Source organism: Paenibacillus luteus (assembly GCF_006542765.1).
GTDB classification, from domain to species: domain Bacteria; phylum Bacillota; class Bacilli; order Paenibacillales; family Paenibacillaceae; genus Pristimantibacillus; species Pristimantibacillus luteus.
Genome location: NZ_SKCD01000022.1, coordinates 175467 through 196648 on the forward strand (window position 1 = coordinate 175467; position 21182 = coordinate 196648).

Annotated in this window: 14 protein-coding genes; 1 reads left to right on the forward strand and 13 read right to left on the reverse strand. The window is 51.6% G+C overall.

What is annotated here, in order from left to right; genetic code table 11:
• Positions 1 to 4 precede the first annotated feature (4 nt).
• The 11 genes from E0496_RS17515 to E0496_RS17565 form a co-directional block, all read right to left on the reverse strand.
• Positions 5 to 2134 carry a LamG-like jellyroll fold domain-containing protein gene (locus tag E0496_RS17515; RefSeq protein WP_241674873.1) on the reverse strand — a complete coding sequence of 710 codons (2130 nt, stop codon included), beginning with the start codon at positions 2132 to 2134 and terminating at the stop codon, positions 5 to 7.
• 181 nt (positions 2135 to 2315) lie between these two features.
• Positions 2316 to 3626 carry an RNA polymerase factor sigma-54 gene (rpoN, locus tag E0496_RS17520; protein ID WP_141503059.1) on the reverse strand — a complete coding sequence of 437 codons (1311 nt, stop codon included), beginning with the start codon at positions 3624 to 3626 and terminating at the stop codon, positions 2316 to 2318.
• 63 nt (positions 3627 to 3689) lie between these two features.
• Complete coding sequence (locus E0496_RS17525) at positions 3690 to 5126, reverse strand: aldehyde dehydrogenase family protein (protein WP_141503060.1); 1437 nt, start codon at positions 5124 to 5126, stop codon at positions 3690 to 3692.
• Positions 5127 to 5152: 26 nt separating this feature from the next.
• Positions 5153 to 6025 (reverse strand): 4-hydroxy-tetrahydrodipicolinate synthase, encoded by an 873-nt coding sequence (gene dapA / locus E0496_RS17530; RefSeq protein ID WP_141503061.1) that lies wholly within the window; start codon positions 6023 to 6025, stop codon positions 5153 to 5155.
• 40 nt (positions 6026 to 6065) lie between these two features.
• Positions 6066 to 7136: a M24 family metallopeptidase gene (locus tag E0496_RS17535; protein WP_141503062.1), complete on the reverse strand. Its 1071-nt coding sequence runs from the start codon at positions 7134 to 7136 to the stop codon at positions 6066 to 6068.
• 13 nt (positions 7137 to 7149) lie between these two features.
• Positions 7150 to 7995: a carbohydrate ABC transporter permease gene (locus E0496_RS17540; protein WP_241674846.1), complete on the reverse strand. Its 846-nt coding sequence runs from the start codon at positions 7993 to 7995 to the stop codon at positions 7150 to 7152.
• On the reverse strand, positions 7995 to 8897 hold the full coding sequence (locus E0496_RS17545; RefSeq protein ID WP_141503064.1) for a carbohydrate ABC transporter permease: 903 nt from the start codon (positions 8895 to 8897) through the stop codon (positions 7995 to 7997). Before E0496_RS17545 ends, E0496_RS17540 begins: the two co-directional genes overlap by 1 nt.
• 101 nt (positions 8898 to 8998) lie before the next feature.
• Entirely contained in the window at positions 8999 to 10405 is a 1407-nt protein-coding gene (locus tag E0496_RS17550) for an ABC transporter substrate-binding protein (RefSeq protein WP_241674847.1), read from the reverse strand.
• A gap of 147 nt (positions 10406 to 10552) precedes the next feature.
• Positions 10553 to 12127 carry a response regulator gene (locus E0496_RS17555; protein ID WP_141503065.1) on the reverse strand — a complete coding sequence of 525 codons (1575 nt, stop codon included), beginning with the start codon at positions 12125 to 12127 and terminating at the stop codon, positions 10553 to 10555.
• Between the two features lie 11 nt (positions 12128 to 12138).
• Positions 12139 to 13950 (reverse strand): sensor histidine kinase, encoded by a 1812-nt coding sequence (locus E0496_RS17560; RefSeq protein WP_141503066.1) that lies wholly within the window; start codon positions 13948 to 13950, stop codon positions 12139 to 12141.
• A 43-nt stretch (positions 13951 to 13993) separates the two neighbouring features.
• Positions 13994 to 15952 carry a glycoside hydrolase family 127 protein gene (locus E0496_RS17565; RefSeq protein ID WP_141503067.1) on the reverse strand — a complete coding sequence of 653 codons (1959 nt, stop codon included), beginning with the start codon at positions 15950 to 15952 and terminating at the stop codon, positions 13994 to 13996.
• 402 nt (positions 15953 to 16354) lie between these two features.
• Between E0496_RS17565 and E0496_RS17570 the strand changes: the two genes are divergently transcribed.
• Positions 16355 to 16585 carry a hypothetical protein gene (locus E0496_RS17570; RefSeq protein ID WP_206669795.1) on the forward strand — a complete coding sequence of 77 codons (231 nt, stop codon included), beginning with the start codon at positions 16355 to 16357 and terminating at the stop codon, positions 16583 to 16585.
• 606 nt (positions 16586 to 17191) lie between these two features.
• On the opposite strand, the gene E0496_RS36555 is transcribed toward E0496_RS17570, so the two are convergent.
• Positions 17192 to 20149: a glycoside hydrolase gene (locus tag E0496_RS36555; RefSeq protein WP_241674848.1), complete on the reverse strand. Its 2958-nt coding sequence runs from the start codon at positions 20147 to 20149 to the stop codon at positions 17192 to 17194.
• A gap of 9 nt (positions 20150 to 20158) precedes the next feature.
• Positions 20159 to 21175 carry a carbohydrate ABC transporter permease gene (locus tag E0496_RS17580; RefSeq protein WP_421924123.1) on the reverse strand — a complete coding sequence of 339 codons (1017 nt, stop codon included), beginning with the start codon at positions 21173 to 21175 and terminating at the stop codon, positions 20159 to 20161.
• Positions 21176 to 21182 lie beyond the last annotated feature (7 nt).

Sequence of the window (21182 nt, forward strand, 5' to 3'; positions counted from 1 at the left end):
ATGGTCAGCTATTGAAGAGTGCTGTAATTTCCGATCCGCTCAGAGAACGATTGTAGATGCGGAAATCGTCTATTCCGCCATTCAGGTAAGCGTCACCGGCATATTGCGAGCGCCCTAGATAGTTTAGCGTCGTATTGCCGAGACTCGAAGGCTTGAGCGTCATATTCGTATTCGTCGCAACGGACACACCGTCCACGTACATCGTTCCCGTCGTCCCGTTCAATGTAACCGCAACATGCTTCCAAACGCCGGTCGGAAACGCTGTAGTCGTCGATAATCTTTGCTCCCCGCCGCTGCCGCTCGTCGTTATCGCGAACCGGAGCCCTGCCCCGCCAGGTCTCGGCGTCAAGAACATATACGATGTCGTCCCAGTACCAAAGTCGAATATTCGAGTCCAGTTCGATGTATTGTCCACTTTGACCCACGTGGCTACCGTGAAATCGTTCAGTCCACTGACGATCCCACTAGGCAAGCTGCCGTATCCAGTCGTTCCATTAAAGAGAGCAGCATTGGCCGCATGACCAGCGGCCCATGTTACGCCGCCACTTAGTGTCGCGTTCAAGCCGTTGCCGGAAGCGTCGGCCGCTGTTGTGCCGCTCGTCTCATTGAATAGGTAGTGCGCAACAAGGTCAGTCGGCGGCTGGGTACCGTTCAAGCTGATTGTAAACGTCTTTATGACCGGCGTGCTAAGCTCATCGTAATCCCGTAATTGCACGGTGAACGTATAGCTATTCTGTGGTGCGCTACTCGAGATCGTACCGCTGACCGTTCCCTTGAAGCGATCCAGCGTCAATCCCGGCGGAAGCGATCCGCTTGTTACATTCCAATCATAGAACGGCACGCCGCCTTTCGCCGCGAGCTTCTGCGAATAAGCCGCGCCCTTCGTGCCCCCTGGCAGCGATGTCGTAACGATGGACGGCGCAAGGAAGGGAGTCAGGCTTTTCTTCAGCTTCCAACCCGCGTTTTCCGCGATCAGCAAGGACAGCTTCGTCATCATCCATCTCTTCGGATGGAACATGTGGCTGCGCCCGCCGCTTTGCCCGCTCAGCCGATCCCAATTCTGAGAATTGGCTTCCGGAATGTGGTAGCTGGTATCGAGCGGCACCGCGTTGCCTTGATAAGCGATAACTTCGGAATCGTTGGTTCCGCCGCTTGCGACATACGCTGCCATACCAGGCCAGTCGCTGTGGAAAGCGACTGCATGCCCAAATTCATGAGCGATCAAGCCGAGCAAATCGGTCTGGCAGTTGGAAGTGCAAGAAGCTCCAGGCATCTGCGTCAAGTAATATTCTTCATCGTTCAGCGAAGTAAACGGCGTAAATCCAGTATAGAAATCCAATATCGTTGCGAGTGAACGCGGAATGGGTCCCGGTACTTGAACGCCTGCTCGTTTGTGGTAATTGCCATTAATAGCGGGGAAACCGGTCGAGTACGGATCGTTGATTCCGCGCAGGAAAATCCACATCCCGTTATACGCGGCATTGTTCGTTACTGAAATGGAGTTTTGCCAATTGTCTCCAGGAAGCCACATCTGCTCAGCGCCGGAAGCTACTGTATCATAAGGCGCTTCGTCGAAGAAATAGAACCAGTCCTTGATTGCCTGCTCCGTAGCTGCTTTCACGCCGGCATCGCCGAATATGTTCGTGATTGTATCAAAGCGGTAATCGAATTTAAGCGGCATCGTCGGTTCGGCATTATCATCCTGATCGAGTACCCGAATAGCAATAGATTGAGTGCTGGTCGCATTATTTCCTTGAACCACCTGCAAAGTCAGCGTATGATTCTCGATCTCTCCGTTTCCGCCGACACGGTCAGGGTGGATAGCCAAGTTAAATTCCTGAGTTGCTGCGGCATTAGCGAACGTCAACGTTTTGGCTGCACCTGTCGCTGACATTGTACTCGGCCTGTTCATCATCAGGCGCGAGGTGCCTTGGGTCGTCAAATTAATCGTAACAGGGAATACTGCGCTTGTCGGCGGCTTGACTGTCAGCTTGATGTACGGGTTGGCCAGGTAGCCCTGCCAATCTACAAGCTCAATGCCGTTATCATTCACCGTCCGGCCGAAAATATCGACAACCTCGGCGTAGTTCGCTGCGGCATGAACGGGTCTCGGCGGACCCGTGAAGAGCATCATAACTAGAAGCGCGCCAACCAATATGGCAGACACGCCTGCGGTGAACGTAACGCTCCGGTCGCCTTGTTTTGCACGTTGTTCCATTCCTTGAGCCTCCTCTTCCGTTTTGAAATTCGAAGCACACATCCCTTCGCCTTCCCGCAATTACATGGGCATCTCCCCCTTCATAAGTCGGGTCTGCTCACATCGTCATGGCTCGGAAAGTCGACGGCAAAATACGTTCCTCTTCCCGATATTTGGCTACGGTGCGTCTGGAGATAGTCAATCCTTCCTCGTGAAGCAAGGCAGCAAGACGAGCATCCGTGAACGGTCGCTGCTTGTTCTCGCCTGCGACTAGCCCTCGGATGCGAATCTTCACTGCACGCGAGGATACGTCTTCTCCGTTGTCACTTCCGAGACCAGTGGAGAAAAATACATTCATCGGCAGCACACCGAAAGGTGTGTCTACGTATTTTCCTCTCACGGCCCTACTGACGGTCGAGACATGGAAGCCCGTCTCGGCGGCAATCTGCTCCAGCTTAAGAGGTCGTATCCCTCCCTCCCCTTCATCCAGAAAACGCTGCTGCTGCCCGGCAATAGCGGCGGCCACTACGGTTAATGCGCTCTTCCGGAAGCCCAGCATCCCATCCAGTCTGGCTGCTTCTTTTTGCTTAGCCGCGACCCAATCACACCACTTGCCAGTGCCCGCTCCCGCATCAAGTGCGGACGCATGAACGCTTACATGAAATGGAGCCGCTTCGCGTACCGTGAACCCTGTACCGCCCTCGCTTCTTCGTAACTTTATCTCCGCTATCGCGTACAAAACGTCCGAGTTTCCGAATTGAAGTCCCGGACGGGGATTTAGACCTCGCAAATACCGAACGCCGTGTTCGATTTCATGCTCACAGATGCCGAGCGACTTGCCAATGACCTTCCAACGCCCTTTAGCAACATCGCCAAGATGTTGCTTAATCAGCTCCTTGACAAACCTTGGCGCGCAGTTGTCGCGGGACGCCTGCAGCAGCAAACATTCCTTCAGCGATGTGGCGGCGATCCCTGCTGGCTCCAGCGTATGAAGCAGCCTAAGTCCGGCTTCGACTACACCTATTTCATGCCCTGTGCATGCCGCCGCCTCCTCGAGCCCAATGTCCAAATATCCGGATTCGTCCAAATTCCCAGCCAAAAAGGCGGCAACCCGCTTCTCCGCTCTCGATACATCAGTTAGTCTAATCTGAGCGAGTAAAGCTTGCTCCAGCGTCTCCCTATCCGCGCGTAATGTCGTCAGATCTACACCATCAGTCCAATAGCGGACACCCTGCCGGTGCATGCCTCCATAGGAGAGCGATTCCGCCACCTCCAGCTGAATCAACGGATTATCCTGCTCGACCTCCCGCAAATATGAAAATAAATCGGCTGTCGTCATCTGCAGCAGCATGAGCGATTGCTGCAGCTCTGGCGCAAGCTTGCAGCGCATTTGCGGTAACAAAATCATATTCATAGTTGAGCTCGCCATCGTTTTTGCTCACGCTCCTTTCCCCGTAATCGTTATCCATGGCGTTCCTCCATTCATCCCGTATTAACGGTATTGAATCGCGCATGTTTTCAGATGGGTATAGAAGTCGAGAGCGGATTGGCCTTGCTCTCTGCTATGGGAACTTGAATCTTTCATCCCGCCGAAAGGTGCCTGATATTCAACGCCTCCCGTCTCCTGATTGACGCGCACCATGCCCGCTTCCGCTTCGTCTAGAAACCGGAACGCGTTGTTCAGGTCTCTTGTAAATACGGAGGCGCTAAGACCGAAGACGGTCCGATTGACAAGCCCGATCGCTTCGTCAATGTTAGCTGCAGGGAGCATCACGGCCAAGGGGCCGAACACTTCCTCTTGAACGAGTCGATGATCAGCCCCTACTCCCTCCACAAGCAGCGGGGAGATATAATACCCTTCACCCTCTCCATCGGCACTAGAGCCGACAGCGACGGTCCGAGCCTCCGCAAGCGCGGTCACCACGTACTCGTTCACCGTCTTGAATTGCTCCAACGAGGCGACTGGACCGAGATACGCCCCTTCGTGTTTCGCATTCGCCATACGCAGCTTGGCTATCGCTTCGGTAGTTTTGGACGCAAACTCATCGTAAACGGCCCCTTCGACGATAACCCGGCTCGTCGCCGTACATTTTTGACCCGCCGAACGAAAAGCTCCGCTTACGACAGCCGCAACAGCGGCATCAAGATCTGCATCGCGTAGAACGACAGCAGCATTCTTGCCGCCCATTTCCGTCTGATACTTCAAATTACGTGCAGCGCTGGCCGCGGCAACCCGCAAGCCCGTTGCGGAGGAGCCGGTAAAGCTAATCGCGTCAATCTTCGCTTCCTCCAGCAGCGCCTCCCCAACGACACTTCCTTTGCCAATAATCAAGTTAAGGGTACCCGCAGGCAAGCTAGCTTCAGCGAATATTTCCGCTAGTTTAACCGCGGTTAGACAGCCATTCTCTGCGGGCTTCCACACGACCGTATTGCCGCATATTAATGCGGGAGCGATCTTCCAAATCGGAATGGCTACCGGGAAGTTCCAAGGCGTTATGACTGCAGCCACTCCGAGCGGGACGCGGACCGAATATTGCTTCACGTTCACGAACGCAGAAGGGATCATCTGGCCGTTCGCGCGGACACCTTCCGCTGCGTAATAGCGAAGCAATTGGACGCCACGCGCCACTTCCCCGCGCATCTCGGCAATCGGCTTGCCCATTTCACTGCTGGCCAGATTCGCAAGCTCCGCTCCATGAGCCTCAAGCAAGCCGGCCATACGATAGAGGCATTCCCCTCTTGCTGCTCCCGTCATGGCCGCCCACTTCGGCTGCGCGCTCCGCGCCGCATCGACCGCCTCCAACAATTCCCCCTTGCCCGATAAGTGAACGTACCCCACCGTTTCTGCTAAATCAGAAGGATTGCGGATTTCGAGCGTGCCCGCTTTCGGCTTGTTCCACTCTCCGCCGATCCAGTTCCTTGATTCCATGCCGCTTCCTCCCTTCTGAATTTCACTTATTCGCTCGTCGCGTACGCATATGCCTCCCGGATGTCGTTCTGCTCCGCCTCCGTTAGCGGCAGCCGCGGCGGACGAGTCAAGCCCATCGGCCGACCTGCCAATTCCATGCTGTATTTGATTGCCTGCACGAGCCGCGGGTTCGCATCCCAATGGAATAACGGAAGCAACTTGCGGTAGATCGCAATCGCCTCATCTAACCGGCCCTGCTGAGCAAGCTTAAACATGCGGACGCTCTCTGATGGCATTACATTCGTAAGTCCGGCGATCCAACCTGTTGCACCTAAGAGTCCACCCTCCATAGCCAAATCATCCACGCCGATCATGATCTTCAGATCGGTCAGCCTTTGAATATCATGTACTCTTCGGATATCACCTGAAAACTCCTTGACAGCAACGACGTTCTCGATCGCGGACAGCTTCTGCAGAAAAGCGGGTTTCATGTCTGTCGGATAATCATGCGGATTGTTGTAGACGACGATAGGCAGCCCCACCGCGGATAGCGATTCGTAATGATGGATCACTTCGGCTTCAGATGGCCGATAGCTGATCGGCGGCAGCGCCATAATACCCGCTGCACCCGCTTGCTTGGCATGTTCCGCCCATTGAACGGCCATTCCCGTAGCAGCAGCGGCCGTTCCAACGATGACTGGCACCCGCCCTGCCGCCGCGGCAATTGCAGTCTCGACTACCGTCCTTCGCTCTTCCGCCGACAAAGTGGCATACTCCCCGACCGAGCCGGTCGGAACAATGCCGTCTACGCCTTCACGGATCAACCAATCGACATGCTCTCCAAGATGTGAAACGTCCACATTCAGCTTGTCATCAAAAGGGGTAACGATTGCAACATAAACGCCAGAAAATAAACTCATATTTGCTTCCTCCTCGATTTGACGGCGCGAGCCATCCAATTTAGAGCGCAATCAGCGCTTTGGGGCTTGTTGTTAGCACTTCCACACCATGCGGGGTTACGAGCACGTCATCCTCGATGCGAACGCCCTGCACATTCGGAATGTATATGCCCGGCTCAACGGTCAGCACGTTGCCCGGTTCTAGAATGGAATCGCTTTGCCGCGATAGGCGAAGCTGCTCGTGAATTTCCAAGCCGATGCCATGCCCGAGACCATGTCCGAAATATTCGCCGTAGCCCCGCGCGGCAATGACATCACGGCCGAGCGCGTCTCCCTGTTTGCCGTCCATGCCGGGGCGTAAGCCGCGAATCGCCATTTCGTTGGCGGCAAGCACCGCTTCATATATTTCGCGTTGCCCCTCATCCGGCTTGCCCACGAATACCGTTCTCGTCACATCCGACATGTAGCCGTTCACGATTGCTCCGAAATCGAGCGTCACGAATTCGTTGTTACCGATTTCCTTAGCGCTCGCTACGCCGTGCGGCAACGCCGATCGGTACCCCGAGGCGACGATGAATCCTGGCCACCCGCATTCCGCGCCGAGCAGTCGAATACGGTATTCAAGCTCCGCTGCAATTCTTCTCTCGGTTATGCCCGGACGGATGAGCGGCAATAGTTGAAAAAAAGCCTCATCCGCAATGCGGGCTGCTTCCCTTAGCGACGCGATTTCGATTTCGTCCTTAACGTTGCGAAGCTTTTCCACGATCCCTTCGGTCGGCACGCACACCATGCCGGTTAAGTTCTCTTGCAGCAGCCCGGCTTGTGCAATGCTCAACCGATTTTCCTCAACGGCCAGCTCTCGAACGCCAAGCTTGCGGACATGCTCCGCGATTGACGCAAAAGGCTGATCCCCATGCCGTTCCACTTTGAAGGATACCGACTGTTCCCCGGCTTGCGAAAGGTAGCGGAAATCAGTTAGCAAAAGAGCGTGCTCGCCAGTTACGACCGCATATCCGGACGTGCCGGTAAAGCCAGAAATGTATTGACGATTAGGTCCATGCGAAATAAGGATCGCTTCCAGACTTCTCTCTTTCAGCACCGATCGCAGCCGTGACAGCCTTGCATTTATCATCCGAAGTCCTCCCTTAGCCTTTAATGCCCGTAAGCGTAATGCCTTCGATAAAATAGCGCTGCGCAAGGAAGAAGAGCAGAATGATAGGTGCAACCATCGTAGCTGACGCGGCCATCAGATAACCCCACTGCGCATTGTAAAGCCCTTTGAAGGATGCCAGACCAAGCGCCATCGTAAAGTTAGACTCCGAGCTGAGATACAAGGTAGGCTCCAAAAACTGATTCCAAACGTCATTGAACGAAAAGACAGTTATAACGAGCAATGCAGGCTTTGAGAGCGGAATGATGACCCGCCATAGCACAGTCAACGGACCTGCTCCGTCTATATAGGCCGCCTCGTCGAGCTCGCGTGGAATGGACATGTAAAATTGACGCATCAGAAATATCGCGAATACGCCTTGACCCGTATAGACACCTGCACCGAACCAGGAGGGAAGCGCAAGTGGAACGAACGAATCCAGTGCTCCCACTTCCCGCCATAGGACGAACATCGGGATCAGCGTTGCTGCTCCGGGCAGCATGCCGGTTGCCATCAGCACGCCGAACACAATATTTCGGCCCGGCCATCTCAGCCTTGCGAACGTGTAGGCAGAGATGATCGTCGTCACAAGCACGCCGCTGACCGTAATGAATTCAAGCGTCATCGTGTTTAGGAAAAAACGACTGAACGGTACAGCTGTAAGCGCCTCCGGATAATTGCTCCAACGAAACGGACTCGGAACCCACTCCGGCGGGAAAATAAAAATTTGCGCATTATCCATCAAAGAGCTTCTGACCAGCCATATAAGTGGCAAAATCATCAGCAGACTAAGAAAAATGAGTGTAATATAAGTGAAAATACGGGGATTCGTTCTACTCACTACTTTCCTCCCCCTTCGTAATACACCCATTTGCGCGAGGTTCTGAACGTGATGAGCGTCAGGACGACGATAATGATGAACAAAATCCAAGACAACGCTGATGCATAGCCGATTTTCGTTTCCGTGAAAGCAACACGGTACAGATAAACAACATAGAGCAAGGTGGCATTATTTGGTCCGCCCTGCGTCATGACGTACACACTGTCAAAGCTTTGGAAAGCTCCAATCTGCATCATAACCATATTGAAGAAAATCGTCGGTGTCATCGAGGGCAATGTGACATGGTAAAATTTACGCCAAGCGCCTCCCCCGTCCACTTCGACCGCCTCGTACAGATGCGAGGGAACTGATTGCAGTCCAGCCAAAAAAATAATCATATAATTGCCGACTCCCCACACGCTCATAAGCGCTATTGATGGAATCGCTGTTTCCTCTGCATAAATCCACTGGCTGCCGGGCAAGCCCACAAATTCAAGCATCGAGTTGAGCATGCCGAAATCGGGGTTAAACAACCACAGCCACAGCATCGTGCTGGCAATTCGGGGGACGATGGACGGCAAGAAAAAGATTGTGCGAAAAATAGATAAGCCTTTTACCTTGCGGTTAAGGAGCATCGCCAGCCCGAATGCCGCGATAATGGCCACCGGAACCGTGGCGAGCACATAATAAATCGTCACGAACAGCGACTTCGTAAATACCGGATCCTTCGTTAATATCGTTTCGTAGTTGTTCAAGCCAACAAATGAAGATTGACCGCCGATTTGCCAATCGGTCAAGCTGAAGGCAAAGGACGCAATGATCGGTCCGATGGCGAAGAGTATCAATCCGAGCGTGACCGGAAGCGCGAGCAGCATGCCCCAGCGGCGTTCCATCTTAAGCAGTCCAGATTTGTTACGACTCATAGTGGATCCCTCCTTCCCGAATAAGTGAACGGTATGGTAATTAGGGGTCGGAAGGCGGTGGCAGCCACCACTTTCCGACCTGTACACTAATCGCTTGCCGTTTATTCGTTCGGATATTCTCCTTGAATGAGGGGCTCAATCTGCGGCTTCAGCTCGTCAAGCGCTTCTTGAGCGGTCTTCTTGTTCGTCCAGATGAGATCAAGTCCCGGCGTAAGCTTACTGTTAATTTCCGGCCAATTTTTAATCGCCGTTGAAGGAGATTTGACTGCATAGCCCTTCGTGTATTCAATACCTGCCTGCTGAAAATCCGGTGGATGAGCCGGATTGTCAGTCCACTGCTTGATGGCCGCTTCCTCCGTATAATATTTCTCCTCCGTCGGCATCCATAGGCCCGTTCTATACAGATCGACCTGATTCGGGTCGTTATGGTACAAATAAAACTCCAGCGCTTCGGCAGGATGCTTCGTTGAATTGAATACGACCGTCGTGCCTGCCAGAATGACCGTCTTAGGCTCCTTTAGCTTCGGCAAGACGCCTATGCCATAGTTCAGCTTCTTGTTATTCGTCAAGTCGAGCAGCGCCCACGTTCCGTCGAGCACCATCGCAACTTTACGCGTTTGAAGACGAACATGGTTATCCGGCATGTTCTGCTGCTGAATTAAGTTCGGAGAAACGTGATGGATGTAGATCAAATCCTGCAGCTTCTGGAACACTTCGACCGATTCCGGCTCGTTAAGCGCATAGCTTTTGCCCGATTCGTCCAGAATGCCCCCGCCGTTGCTCTCAAGCAGAGGTCCGTATGTGCCGCGGTCAGTACCGAACGAGAAGCCGTAGGTATCGATGTTCTTCGCGTCGAAGTTTGGATCTTCTGCATTCCGTCCTTTATTGTCCTTCGTCAATTTCTTCGCCACAGAGACGAACTCATCCCACGTCCAAGCCTGCGTTGGATCAGAAGGCGGGAGGGAAACGCCTGCTTCCGCAAAAATGTCTTTGTTGTAGTACAGAACCATAATTTCGAGTGCAGTAAAGTTGGCAACCGCTTTGCCTGGCTCCGTGAACAAATAGGAAGCTTTCAGCTTATTCTGCAGCTCAGGATATTTGTCATAGTATTGGCTGAAATCAAGCAGCTTGCCTTCGCTTCCCCATTTGTTCGTCAAGCCGTCACCCAAATAGGCAACGTCCGGCAGCTCGTTAGCCGCCATTAGCGTGTTCATCTTCGTGTTATAATCGCCCGGAACATGCTCGCCCGTCACTTGGATATGTGGATGGGATTCATTGAACGATTTGATCATCTGCTCCATTGCCTTCTTCTCATCTGTGCTGCCCCAGTACATAAACTTCAGCTTGACCGTTTCCTTAGGCGCCTCGCTCGTTTCCGCCGGTGTCTGCGAATCGCTTGGAGACGACGTAGCCTCGTTGTTGCTGCTGTTTGAGCTGCATGCACTAAGCACCGCAAACAGGACTGCCAACAATAGGAAAAACCACTTTCGTCTGCTTATCACCATCATGTAGGGATCCCCTCTCCATATGGAAATATATCTTACGCATTTATTATCTGGTTTTTCCGCAGCTGTCTATATAAGGGTGCTCCATGTCCTCTTTGTTTTGGTTTGATTGTTTCCACCCCTGACATACCAAATCGATATCTCTGTTGATTAGAGATACCGTTTGCGAAATTCCGAAGGCGTCAGGCCCATATTCTTCTTGAAAGCGATGCTGAAATAATTCGTATCCGTGTAGCCGACTGCCTCCGCAATCGCTGACACCTTCTGCATGGGATCGAGCAGCAGCTCTCGTGCCCTCTCGAAACGAACGCGGGCCAGAAAATCAGCGAAGCACTCGCCGGTTACCTGCTTGAAGCGTGAGCTGACGTACTTCGGGCTTAGATGCAAATAGTCGGCGAGACCAATCAGACTCACATCCTTGTGCAGATGCTCGCGGATCCAATGACGAGCATCCTCGAACATTTTGGGAACGGCAAACTCCCGTGATTCACGAATCCATAGCCCGACCTTCTCGAAGTAATCAGAGATAAAGGCCACGATCTCGCTCCCGCTCGTCATTCGCGACATTTCGAGAAGCGGATCACGGCAGAAGCGCCCGCCCCTATCCGGAAGCGGAAAGTCCTGAACGACGCGCATGACGTACAGCACGAGCTGTGTTGCCATCAGCTTCACTTGTCGCGAGGGCAGGCCGGCGAACTGCGCCGTCCATTCCTGTAGAATGGATGCAATTGCCCCATCGTTCCCCGCACGAATTTCGGTTAGCAGAATCAATTCCTTGTCGAGCAGGCTGCGGTTGTTCGTTGCTGCGATTTGCACGCTCTCATATGGAATGATCTGCCCCTCACCAATCCAACCCTTGTGCTCGGCAGCATGGACAGCTTCCCTGTAAGCCTCTGGCAGCAGCTTCAGCTCCGATACCAGCCGGCTCATACCAATCGTGATCGATATATCCATATACGATTGAACAGCGGCACGGACGCTCTTGGCTGCCTCGATTACCGTCTCTTTGCCAGTGGCAGACAGCACAATGAGCATCCGATCTGGAGAGGTAGCTGCTCCATATGCTGCAGCACAGTGCTGGGCCGCTTCCGTAGATAGCTTGGCGAATGCTACACCGTATAGCTGACGATCATCGATCGTCGACAGGCGAGGCGGAATAACATCCATCTCACAGCACAGCACCGCGAACGGCGGCTTCGCTTCCGCAAGCGGTGAATGGGCAGCGCGGAGCGCCTCGATGGCGTCCCCCCACGACCGCCGCTGCAGCAGCAAATCCAACATGGCATACTCCTGCATGCGATGACGCTCCCGGCTTCGCCTTGCATCGTTGCTCTCGTCGTAACGCCCACGCCTCGATAGCCGCTCTTCCGCACGAAGCAGGCCGGACGCCAGCTCTTCCTTCGTAATCGGCTTGAGCATATAATCGACGGTTTCGAGCATAATTGCCTCTCGAATGAACGCCATAGAATTATAGCCAGTTAGAAACAGCAGCTGCGTCTCATCGTCTATCGCCCGAATGCGACGCGCCACATCCAGACCGCTGAAATCTGGCAGGTTAATATCAAGCAGCACAATGTCCGGTTTCAGTTCCTCATAAAGACGGATCGCAGTTTCTCCGTCTTCGGCAGCTCCCGCCACCTGTATAGGAAGCTCGATCTGGGCAATCAGATGCTTCAAGCCTTCGCGAATATGGTATTCATCGTCAACAATCAGCAATCGACGCATCGTATCCCCTCCTAGAACTGCTCCTCATGAATTGGAACATACAGAGTTATCGTCGTATATTTTCCGAGCTCGCTTGCGATGTGAACGCCGTATTCGGAGCCATAATGCCTAAGCCGTTTATGTACGTTTCTTAGGCCGAATCCAATGGCATCGACATCCTCCTGCTGCCCGTCCAGTGTTCGCCTAATCACATCAAGCCTTTGCCCTGGTATGCCGTTCCCATCATCGCTGATCGAGAAGCGCAAACGCCCCTTTTCCCGAACGCCCGTCAGCATCAGATAAACGATGTCCTTCCTCCGCTTTGCGCCATGGTAGATGGCATTCTCCACAATAGGCTGGAAAATCAGCTTCGGCACGCGGCAGTGTAAAATATCCTCGTCGATCTCTGAAATCCATTCCAACCTGTCCTTGAAGCGGAATTGCTGTACGCGCACGTAAGCGCCGGCATGCTCCGCCTCATTGGCGACACGAATTTCCTCGCTGCCTTGACTTAGAGCTATCCTGAAAAACTTGCCTAGTGCTCCAATCACCTCAGACATCTCGTTCTGTCCGTTCGTTAGCGCCAGCCCGTTAAGCGATTCCAACGTATTATAGAGAAAATGGGGGTTGATCTGCGCCTGCAGGGCTCGAAACTCCGCTTCCTTTCGTGACAGCAGTGCCTCGTAAACCCTGTCGTGCAGCTCTTGGTTTTCCCGCATCATTCGCTCGAACCGGTCCCCGATTTGCCCCACTTCATCCAGGGGGTCGAAGGGAGGGAGTACTTGAGCCTTTCCAGTCGTCGTACCCATCAAGCTGCGCAAACGGCGAAGCGGACGTCTGATTGTATCGCTCACCCGATAAGTGACGATCCAGCCGATCACGAACACCACGAGAAAAATTTCCATCGTCCATCTGCCGATCTGATTGGCGTCCTTGAACAACGCATCCGCATCCGCCAAATGCAGCAGTGTCCATCGATTCGCCGCGAGCGGAGCGTATGAGACCATCGTCCGTTTGCCATTCCAGCTCGTCCAGCCTTTATCCTTAGTCGGGGAGGCTTTCGCCTCTATCGCGACTTTACGCAAGGCGCGATTATCCGCTTTCGCATCCTCCGGCATTTGATAAACCGGATTTCCTCCACTGTCTACGATCCAGAACTGTTCCTTCTCATTTGGGTTCAGCACCGATATGCCGCTAAAAAAATGCACCTTCTCGATTTCCAGCATAAGAAATCCAATGTCTTTGTAATTTCCTTCCGTCTGCCTTAGCAGCTTGCCGACGTACAGATGCTCATTATCATCAGATGGGTCTAGGGGGCCTTGAAAGGGAGAGCCGTTATGCCACATGATGCGATTGTCGCTTCGCAGCTGGTCATAATAAATGCGGGCTTCAAGCTCAGTAGGGAGACCCCCGAAGCGGATCGAATCGTTTCCTTGATAGAACGATTGATGTTCGCCGCCTCCGGGGGCATAGATGAGTGTGGATATAATGTAGGATTTCGTCTGCGTTTGCGCTCGAATTATTTTATTCACCCGATCCACGTTGCGAAGAAATTCGTAATCGTCCGACGGACGCAGTTGCAAAATCATTTGTACTTCGGGGTTCCCTAGAATAGCGTTAGTTAAATCATGTAAATCGGCAATGGTGCGGTTCAAGAAGCTCTCACTCATTTGCCTCGATTGCGTGGCACGCTCCTCCGCTTTGCCAACGAGGGAATGTACAGCTATTCGGTGGAAAGTAAAGGTAAGGACGAACATCGGCACGACCGTAAGCAGCAAGGTAAGCATCAGAAATTTACCGCGTATCGTACGGATTTTCCAAACGTTTCCTCGCCGTATTTTCATCCATTGTCCGCCTTCCATTCGTTCCATTCGGCCTGAAAGCCCTTTATTCGTCTCCGTGCTCTCGCTCTCGTATCCAAACCGTCATTTCTCCTTCGTCGCGATTGGCCCAAGCATAATAGGGCACGAACGTAGCCTTCGTTCGCTGCTTGGCATAACGTTTTGTTGTGTACAAATCGGAAGACACCTCGTCATAAGCTGTTCTCCAAACATCATTCGACTCGATGACATAAACGCCTTCCAGCAGGTCCGGAACGAACGCCCCTTCGAATGCCGCGCTGGAGGATAGCTGCACATCGCGAAGATTAGCGCCGTTGTCCACTTCCTCCAAACAATAGATCACAGGCCCTCGTTGAACGGCCGTTTTACCGCTGGCCTCCCTAAGCTCGGGATGCGGCCGTACCAAGGCGACACTCATGTCCAGCTCCAGCTCAACGATGTCACCTTCGTTCCATACCCGTTGGATTTTGACATATCCCTTCTCGGTAATTCCGGAAGATTCAATCTTGACACCGTTCAATCGTATGACCGTGCGTTTTGACCATGAGGGTAGCCGAAGCGCAAGCGAGAAGTCCGCCGAACCGCCGGATGTCTCAAGCACGACGTTCCCCGTCCAAGGATACTCCGTCTGTTGGCGAACGGTGATCTTGCTGCCTTTGAACGTCTGCTCTGTGTGACTGCCTATATACTGATGCACATACAGCTCATCCTCGTTCACAGAGTAAATATAACTGCTCAAGGAAGCAATAAATCTAGCGATATTCGGCGGACAGCACGCGCAGCCGAACCAAGGCTGCCTACGCGTTCTCGCGCTTGGAATATCGTCCCTTCGGCCGCTGACCACAGGCCAAACCTCTAGTGGATTAACATAAAAGTAGCTTCGTCCGTCCAGCGAAATGCCACTTAGCAGGCCATTATACAGCACGCGTTCGATTACGTCGGCATAACGTGAATCCGCCTCGATCTGAAGCAGGCGCTGTCCCCAATTCAAGAATCCAATCGCGGCGCAGGTTTCGGCATATGCGCGATCGTTCGGCAAATCATAATCGAACGAGAACGCTTCGTAATAATCAGAGGAGCCTATGCCTCCCGTCACGTACATTCTTCGCTGCACAACATTATCCCACAGCGACTTGACCGTGGTTAACAACGATGCATCGTCATATTCGTCAGCGATGTCGGTTGCGCCAGCGAACAAATACACAGCGCGCACAGCGTGTCCGTCCGCCGTCTCCTGTTCACGAATCGGCGCATGCGACTGAAAGTAGTCCATCGGCCTGCGGTCAACACGTTCCTTGCGCCCGGCGGCGAGCCGCTTCTCCAGCTCGACATCGAAATATTTGGGCTCCCGTCCCCGCTCCTCGACGAGAAATCGTGACGTTTCCAGATACGACTTATTGCCGGTCAGCTTATAAAGCTTGACGAGCGCAAGCTCGATTTCCGGATGACCACAGTAACCCGGGAGTTGCCCCTCGCGAGCCCCAAACGTCTCGACGATCTGATCCGCAAATTTACACATAATATCGAGTATTCTTTGATTGCCCGTCGCTTCGTAATAGGCGACCGCCGCTTCCAAGAAGTGTCCGGCATTGTACATTTCATGATCGTCCCTGACGTTCTCCCATTGCTCTCCAGGCTTCTGAAGCTGATAGTAAGTGCCAATGTAGCCATTATCCATCTGTGCGTTGCCAATCAGCTCGATTGCTGTATCCGCCAGCTTCTCCAGACCCTCATCACGCTTCTGCTGCAGCACGAAGCCGACCGTCTCCAGCCATTTCGCCAAATCGCTGTCTTGAAATACGAAGCCGTGATGCCCGCCAATTCTGCCTTCCGCAGCTGCACGAAAGTTAGCGATCGTACCGCTCTTCTCCGCACCTTCAATCAGGTCGTTAAGCGCTTCCCATTGATAAGGCACGACAATATCCCTCACAAGCTCCTGTCTAGGGCTCCAAAATCGATCTTCAATAGTCACTTTCGAAACCGCTACCGGATTCATCTTTCTCATCGGTTTATCCCCTCGCCGTTCATGGTATGCCTGGCTCTTTCAAATTAACATGCAGAGAAGACGATGTCAGTCCGTCAAAACAATACAATTGGTAGATAAAACCGACTTTTATATCTTTTAGGCTCGTTATGTCTCTTCTTCGCTTTCAAGCCAAGTGGCTATTCTATCCTTTTATTTGCTGCACTCATTTATGTAATTTCATTTATGAAGAGCTTCAATTCTGAATTTATGCTATTATTTTTTTCGTTTTCACCTAACCATTTCAAATTTGCGCAGGCAAAATCTAGTCTATCTATGCAAAGATACGCCCCGCAGCTCCAAAGAACTTTCAGAACTTCTCGATGTACATGGGCAACGTATTCAAAAGCATTTTGGCTGCGGACATAATATATCCCAGGCCCCATGCTGATGATGACCATAAATGCCATTACGGGACTAGATGTGGATTCCTTAACGGAGGAAGAAAAAAAATCGCGCCTAAAGCTATGGAGAGCGGATATCTTAAAAAAACGGGGACGAAGCTATTACCTCAAATATTGGTCGTTGATGCCGCAGATGAAACGGCCGGGCGTCTTTTATCCTCCACAGAATCCCGTCTCCGCCGAAGGGACCTGGATGATTGTAGAACAATAAGCTGAAACTCAAGCATCCTAGGTGATCGTCCTAACCATGCTGTTGCAGTCATACAATTAGAAACGATACCGTGGTTCCTCACCATTAAATTGGTCATGCGTGGTGAAGCACGAGGCGTTTCCTTAACTGAGCTCCAACTTGGCTAAGACAACACTATTACTCCGATGCAAATGAACCATGGAGCATCCGGTGGGCTCATTTTTACGGGGAGCGGCTGGAGGAGCTTTTAGATGGCAGAGATCTTGATGAGCCTTGGCTGTTTGCCTTAACTAACTTATCTCCCATCGAGAGCTTAATCCAAAAGCTGCTATCACTAGGCAGAGCCTATCAGATCGATGATGAATACACGGTAGCTTCTATCGAAAAAGCAGCAGCTCTCGCTGGTTATAGCACCCATTACTTCAGTCGCAAATTCGCTCAGACAGTCGGTAAATCTTTTCGGATTTCACACCGGAAACAGTCTTCTCCCAAGCCAGCTACTTCAGCTCATGCTTCCGTCAGCTTGAGGGAATGACCCCTTTGCAATTCCGAAGCATTCATAGGATTGGTAATGATTCGTAAGAAAATAAAAAAGACAAGCCTATGAAGACCTGTCAATCTTAACCATTAGCGATTAAGCAAGTATTTAGCTTGTATGGCATCGTACTCGGTTTTCGTTATCGGTATAACGGTGCCGTGGCGGGGACTGTCGGGCAGATCGTATTCGGGAGAAACCTTCCATACTCCAGAGTCTAGATCCGTCGTCTCCAAGGGAACATATCCTCTGCCGCCGAATTCGTCGACGAACAAATACCATTTCTCTTCCTTATTGGATTTGAATACGGTAGGCCCTTCGACACCATTAACGCTGCCGACACCTTCTTTGATCATGAGATAACCTGGATCGAATACAGAGCCCAATTCCTCCTGAAATACCATTTTGCCATAAGGGGATAGGGGCTGATTTTCTCTCTCATCCTTCGTAAACCTATAAATCTTCCCGTTATGCGAAATCATCGTCGTATCGATTATGGAATATCCAAAATCCATATATACCTGTGCTTCCGTAAAGATATGGAAATCCCGGGTTTTGCTGTACATGATTTTCTGATAAACATCTCCGGCATGGCTTTCACCCGCAAAGAGCTTGGAAGCCCAGAACACGATATATTCCCCCGTTGTCTCATCGTAAAAAGCTTCAGGCGCCCAGGTGTTTCCCGCTTCAGCAGGCGATATTTCGACCATTCTTGGATCGGACCATTTCAAAAGATCATCCGATTCCCATACCATGATCGAGCGACTACCCTGTCTTTGAGCTCGATCCCAGTTCCAGTCACCGTTTATTTTCAAATCGGTGGCAATCATGTAAAACTTGTCGCCTTCCGGGGAACGGATGATAAAAGGATCCCTCACTCCTTTTTCGCCCATCGTAGAGGTAAGTACCGGCTTTCCTCCATTCAGCTCCTTCCAATGCAGCGGGTCATTCCCCTCACTGAGCGCAAAATAGACTTGCTCTCCGTCCAGCGTCCCTTCGCCTGTAAAATAGGAGAAGAGGTAACCAGCGTAGTCTTCCTTGGCCGGAAGCTCGATTACTGTCGCCTTGAACTCTTTTTTTGTTATGGCGTCTTTCCTTACGATGGTCGCTGTTAGCGTCACGGATGCGTTTCCGCTGCCGTGCTTGGGACGTGTCACTGCTCCAGACGCCGCAATGACACCAGAGCTACCGGATTGCCAAGTAATCTTCGTTCCGTTATCCCCCTTCTCTGGCAAAGTCAAGTTGCCCCGCACATTGTCGATATTGGATACCGTTAACGCTTCTTTATCCCGTTGCACCACTTCATCATCGCTACCGCCGTTTCCATGTTCATTAGCCATTGCCTTCGTCACTCCACTTTCCTTGTGTTCGTTTGCTTCGACTGTACCCTCTGTCCCGCCTCCGGTCAAGGTGACAACGGACTTCGCAGGAATAACCGCTTCAAACGAATGATCGTCCTGTACCGGTATGTCCTCTCCTCTGGCAAGGTCCTTGCCGGCCGAGGTGACATACGATTGCATAAGCGAAATGGAATGCTTCTTGTCCACGCCTTCGAGGGAAACCCGAATCCGTTTATCTTCCTCGCTATCGTTGACGAATACAGCCGTAACCGTCTGCTCTCCGGCATGAACATAAGCTGATCCGAGCAACCCGCTCCGCGCTTTCTCGTTAAGGCCCGCAAGCGAGATGCGCTCCGCGCCGGGACGTATAAATTTGCTGTAATTGCCGAGAGACCACAAAATTTTAGAAGTTAAAATATTTTGCTCGTCTCCCGCTTCATTAAAGTCGGTATAAATCAGCCCGTCCTTATAATCGACCTTGGACACCGCCGTCCACCACTGCCATGCTGCTGCATTTGCCTCAGTCAAATCAAAATGAATGGTACGCGCCACATGCAGTGCAGCATCCATGCCGAGGTCACGGCCTGGACCGTAATCGCCAAGAATGCAATATTCCGTGACCCAATATTTAGCTTCGGCATCGTATTTCTTTATATTGGCTTCCAGTAATTCTCTAAGCTTGCCCAAACGGTCGTCGCCCGGCTTACTGTAATCGGACCAATAGGAATGCGATGCGATTTTATTGCCAACCGCTTCCTTGAGCTCGGGGTCGCCGAGTAAATCCTTAATATATTCGCGGTATTTCCCCGTTCCCAGGCTGTTAGCCCCGCCCATATATTGCCCGTCGCCTGCAAACATTTGATAAAATTCATCATCTAGCAGCGAAGTAATCTCCACACCGTCCGGAGCGCTGATTTGCGCATCGATACTGCTTTTCTTTAACTGCTCATGCAATTCGAGTATGACACGCTTTAGATCATCGTTGTTATAACGGTTCCCTTCCTGGTGCGCCTGGTTCCAATCCCAGGTCGGCTCATTAATGGGACTTATATATTGAAAGGCTATGCCTTCCTGTCTAAAGTGTTCCAAGACATCAATTAGGTATGTCGCAAATTTTTTCTCATAGCCCTCTTTCAAATTGGTAGAGCCAACAGCCGAATCCGGTTGGGCGTGTCCGTTCTTCGTCATCCAAACCGGTGGACTGTTCGCAAATGCAATCAAGGTATCCACACCGCGAGCCTTGGCCGCCTGCAGGAACCACTGCTGGCCCGCCTGCTTGCTCCAATCGTAATCGCCATCCTCCGTACTCTTGAACGCTTCCGCTCGCCGCCATGGATCGGGAATAATCATCTGGTCCGTTTCCGTTGAGCCAGCGCCAATATTGAAACGCCAAGCCGATAGCCCGATTCCTTTCTCTCTGGAAAAAAGAAGATCCGCTACACGATTTTTATTCTCTTCCGTCCAGTGTTTGCCAAGAGGCTCCATGGACCATGCGTCGGATGCGCCGAAATTATCAATCATTTGATAGCGTACCGATCCATCGAGTGTAACATTGGCGTCCGGAGGCGCTGGCTGCTGCATTGGCTCCTCCGTCTCTTTCATGTGATTAGAGTTGCTCGTGCTGTCGGAGCCTCCCGATGTGAGTCCGAAATATATTCCGAGCACTGATGTAAAGGCAACAAGTGTGATGACTATCAATTTTTTCTTCATCCGCCTCTCCTATCCGACTAATCCTGAACGTTCAACGCTCTCTACAAAATGTCTTTGCACGAACAAATATAAAATAATGAGCGGCAGTATAGCCATCAAGACGCTGGTGTTCATCATCATGGACATAAAGAACGGGTCCTGAACGTAGGATGCCGTTGCCGCCTGTTCCCCTCCGCTAAGGTAAGTAGCAATTGCATATCCAGATGAAGACATCATTGAGGACATGATCTTCGGTTCATTCAAGTACATATTTGTAAAAAAGGAATCATTCCACTGCCATACAAAAGAGAACAGCATGACCGTTACCATTGAAGGGATCGCATTGGGCAAAATAACTCTACTGAACGTTGTAAAGTATCCGGCTCCATCAACATAAGCGGCTTCTTCAATTTCTCGCGGAATTCCTTTGAAAAACTGGCGGAAGATATACACGTATAAACCCGTCTTCACGCCCATGCCGAGAACCGCAGAAATAATAAACGGCCAATAGGAGTTGATTAGATTGGCGGATTGGCCGCTAATCAGCTCGATTACTCCAAAAAAATCAAAATTTTTGAAATTCAAATAAAGCGGAATCATAATCGTATTGGGCGGCACTAAAATCGTAAACACAACTGCCCCAAATAAAAGGCTGCTTCCCCTGAACTTCACCCTCGCAAAACCGTATCCGGCAAGCACGCAGGTAATCGTTTGCAGCAGCATAACCGTGGAAGATAGAAATAGCGTATTGAGCAGAACACGCGGATAGTTCATCGCATTGAACACGAGCTTGAAGTTATCGAGCGTAAATGCCTTTGGCACCCAAATGACGGTGGAATCATATAAATCGTCCATACTTTTGAACGCGATCGATAACTTCAATAGAATTGGGTAAATGATAACAAACGCTATACCAAAAATGAGCACGAATCGGACGAGAACCCATATCCATTTTTTTACGAACTCAACCCAATAGGCAGTGGATGCTATGCGCTGCATTCGATCCGCTCTCGCCTGCCGCTGCTGCACTGTGTTTTCTGTCTTCATGTAAACA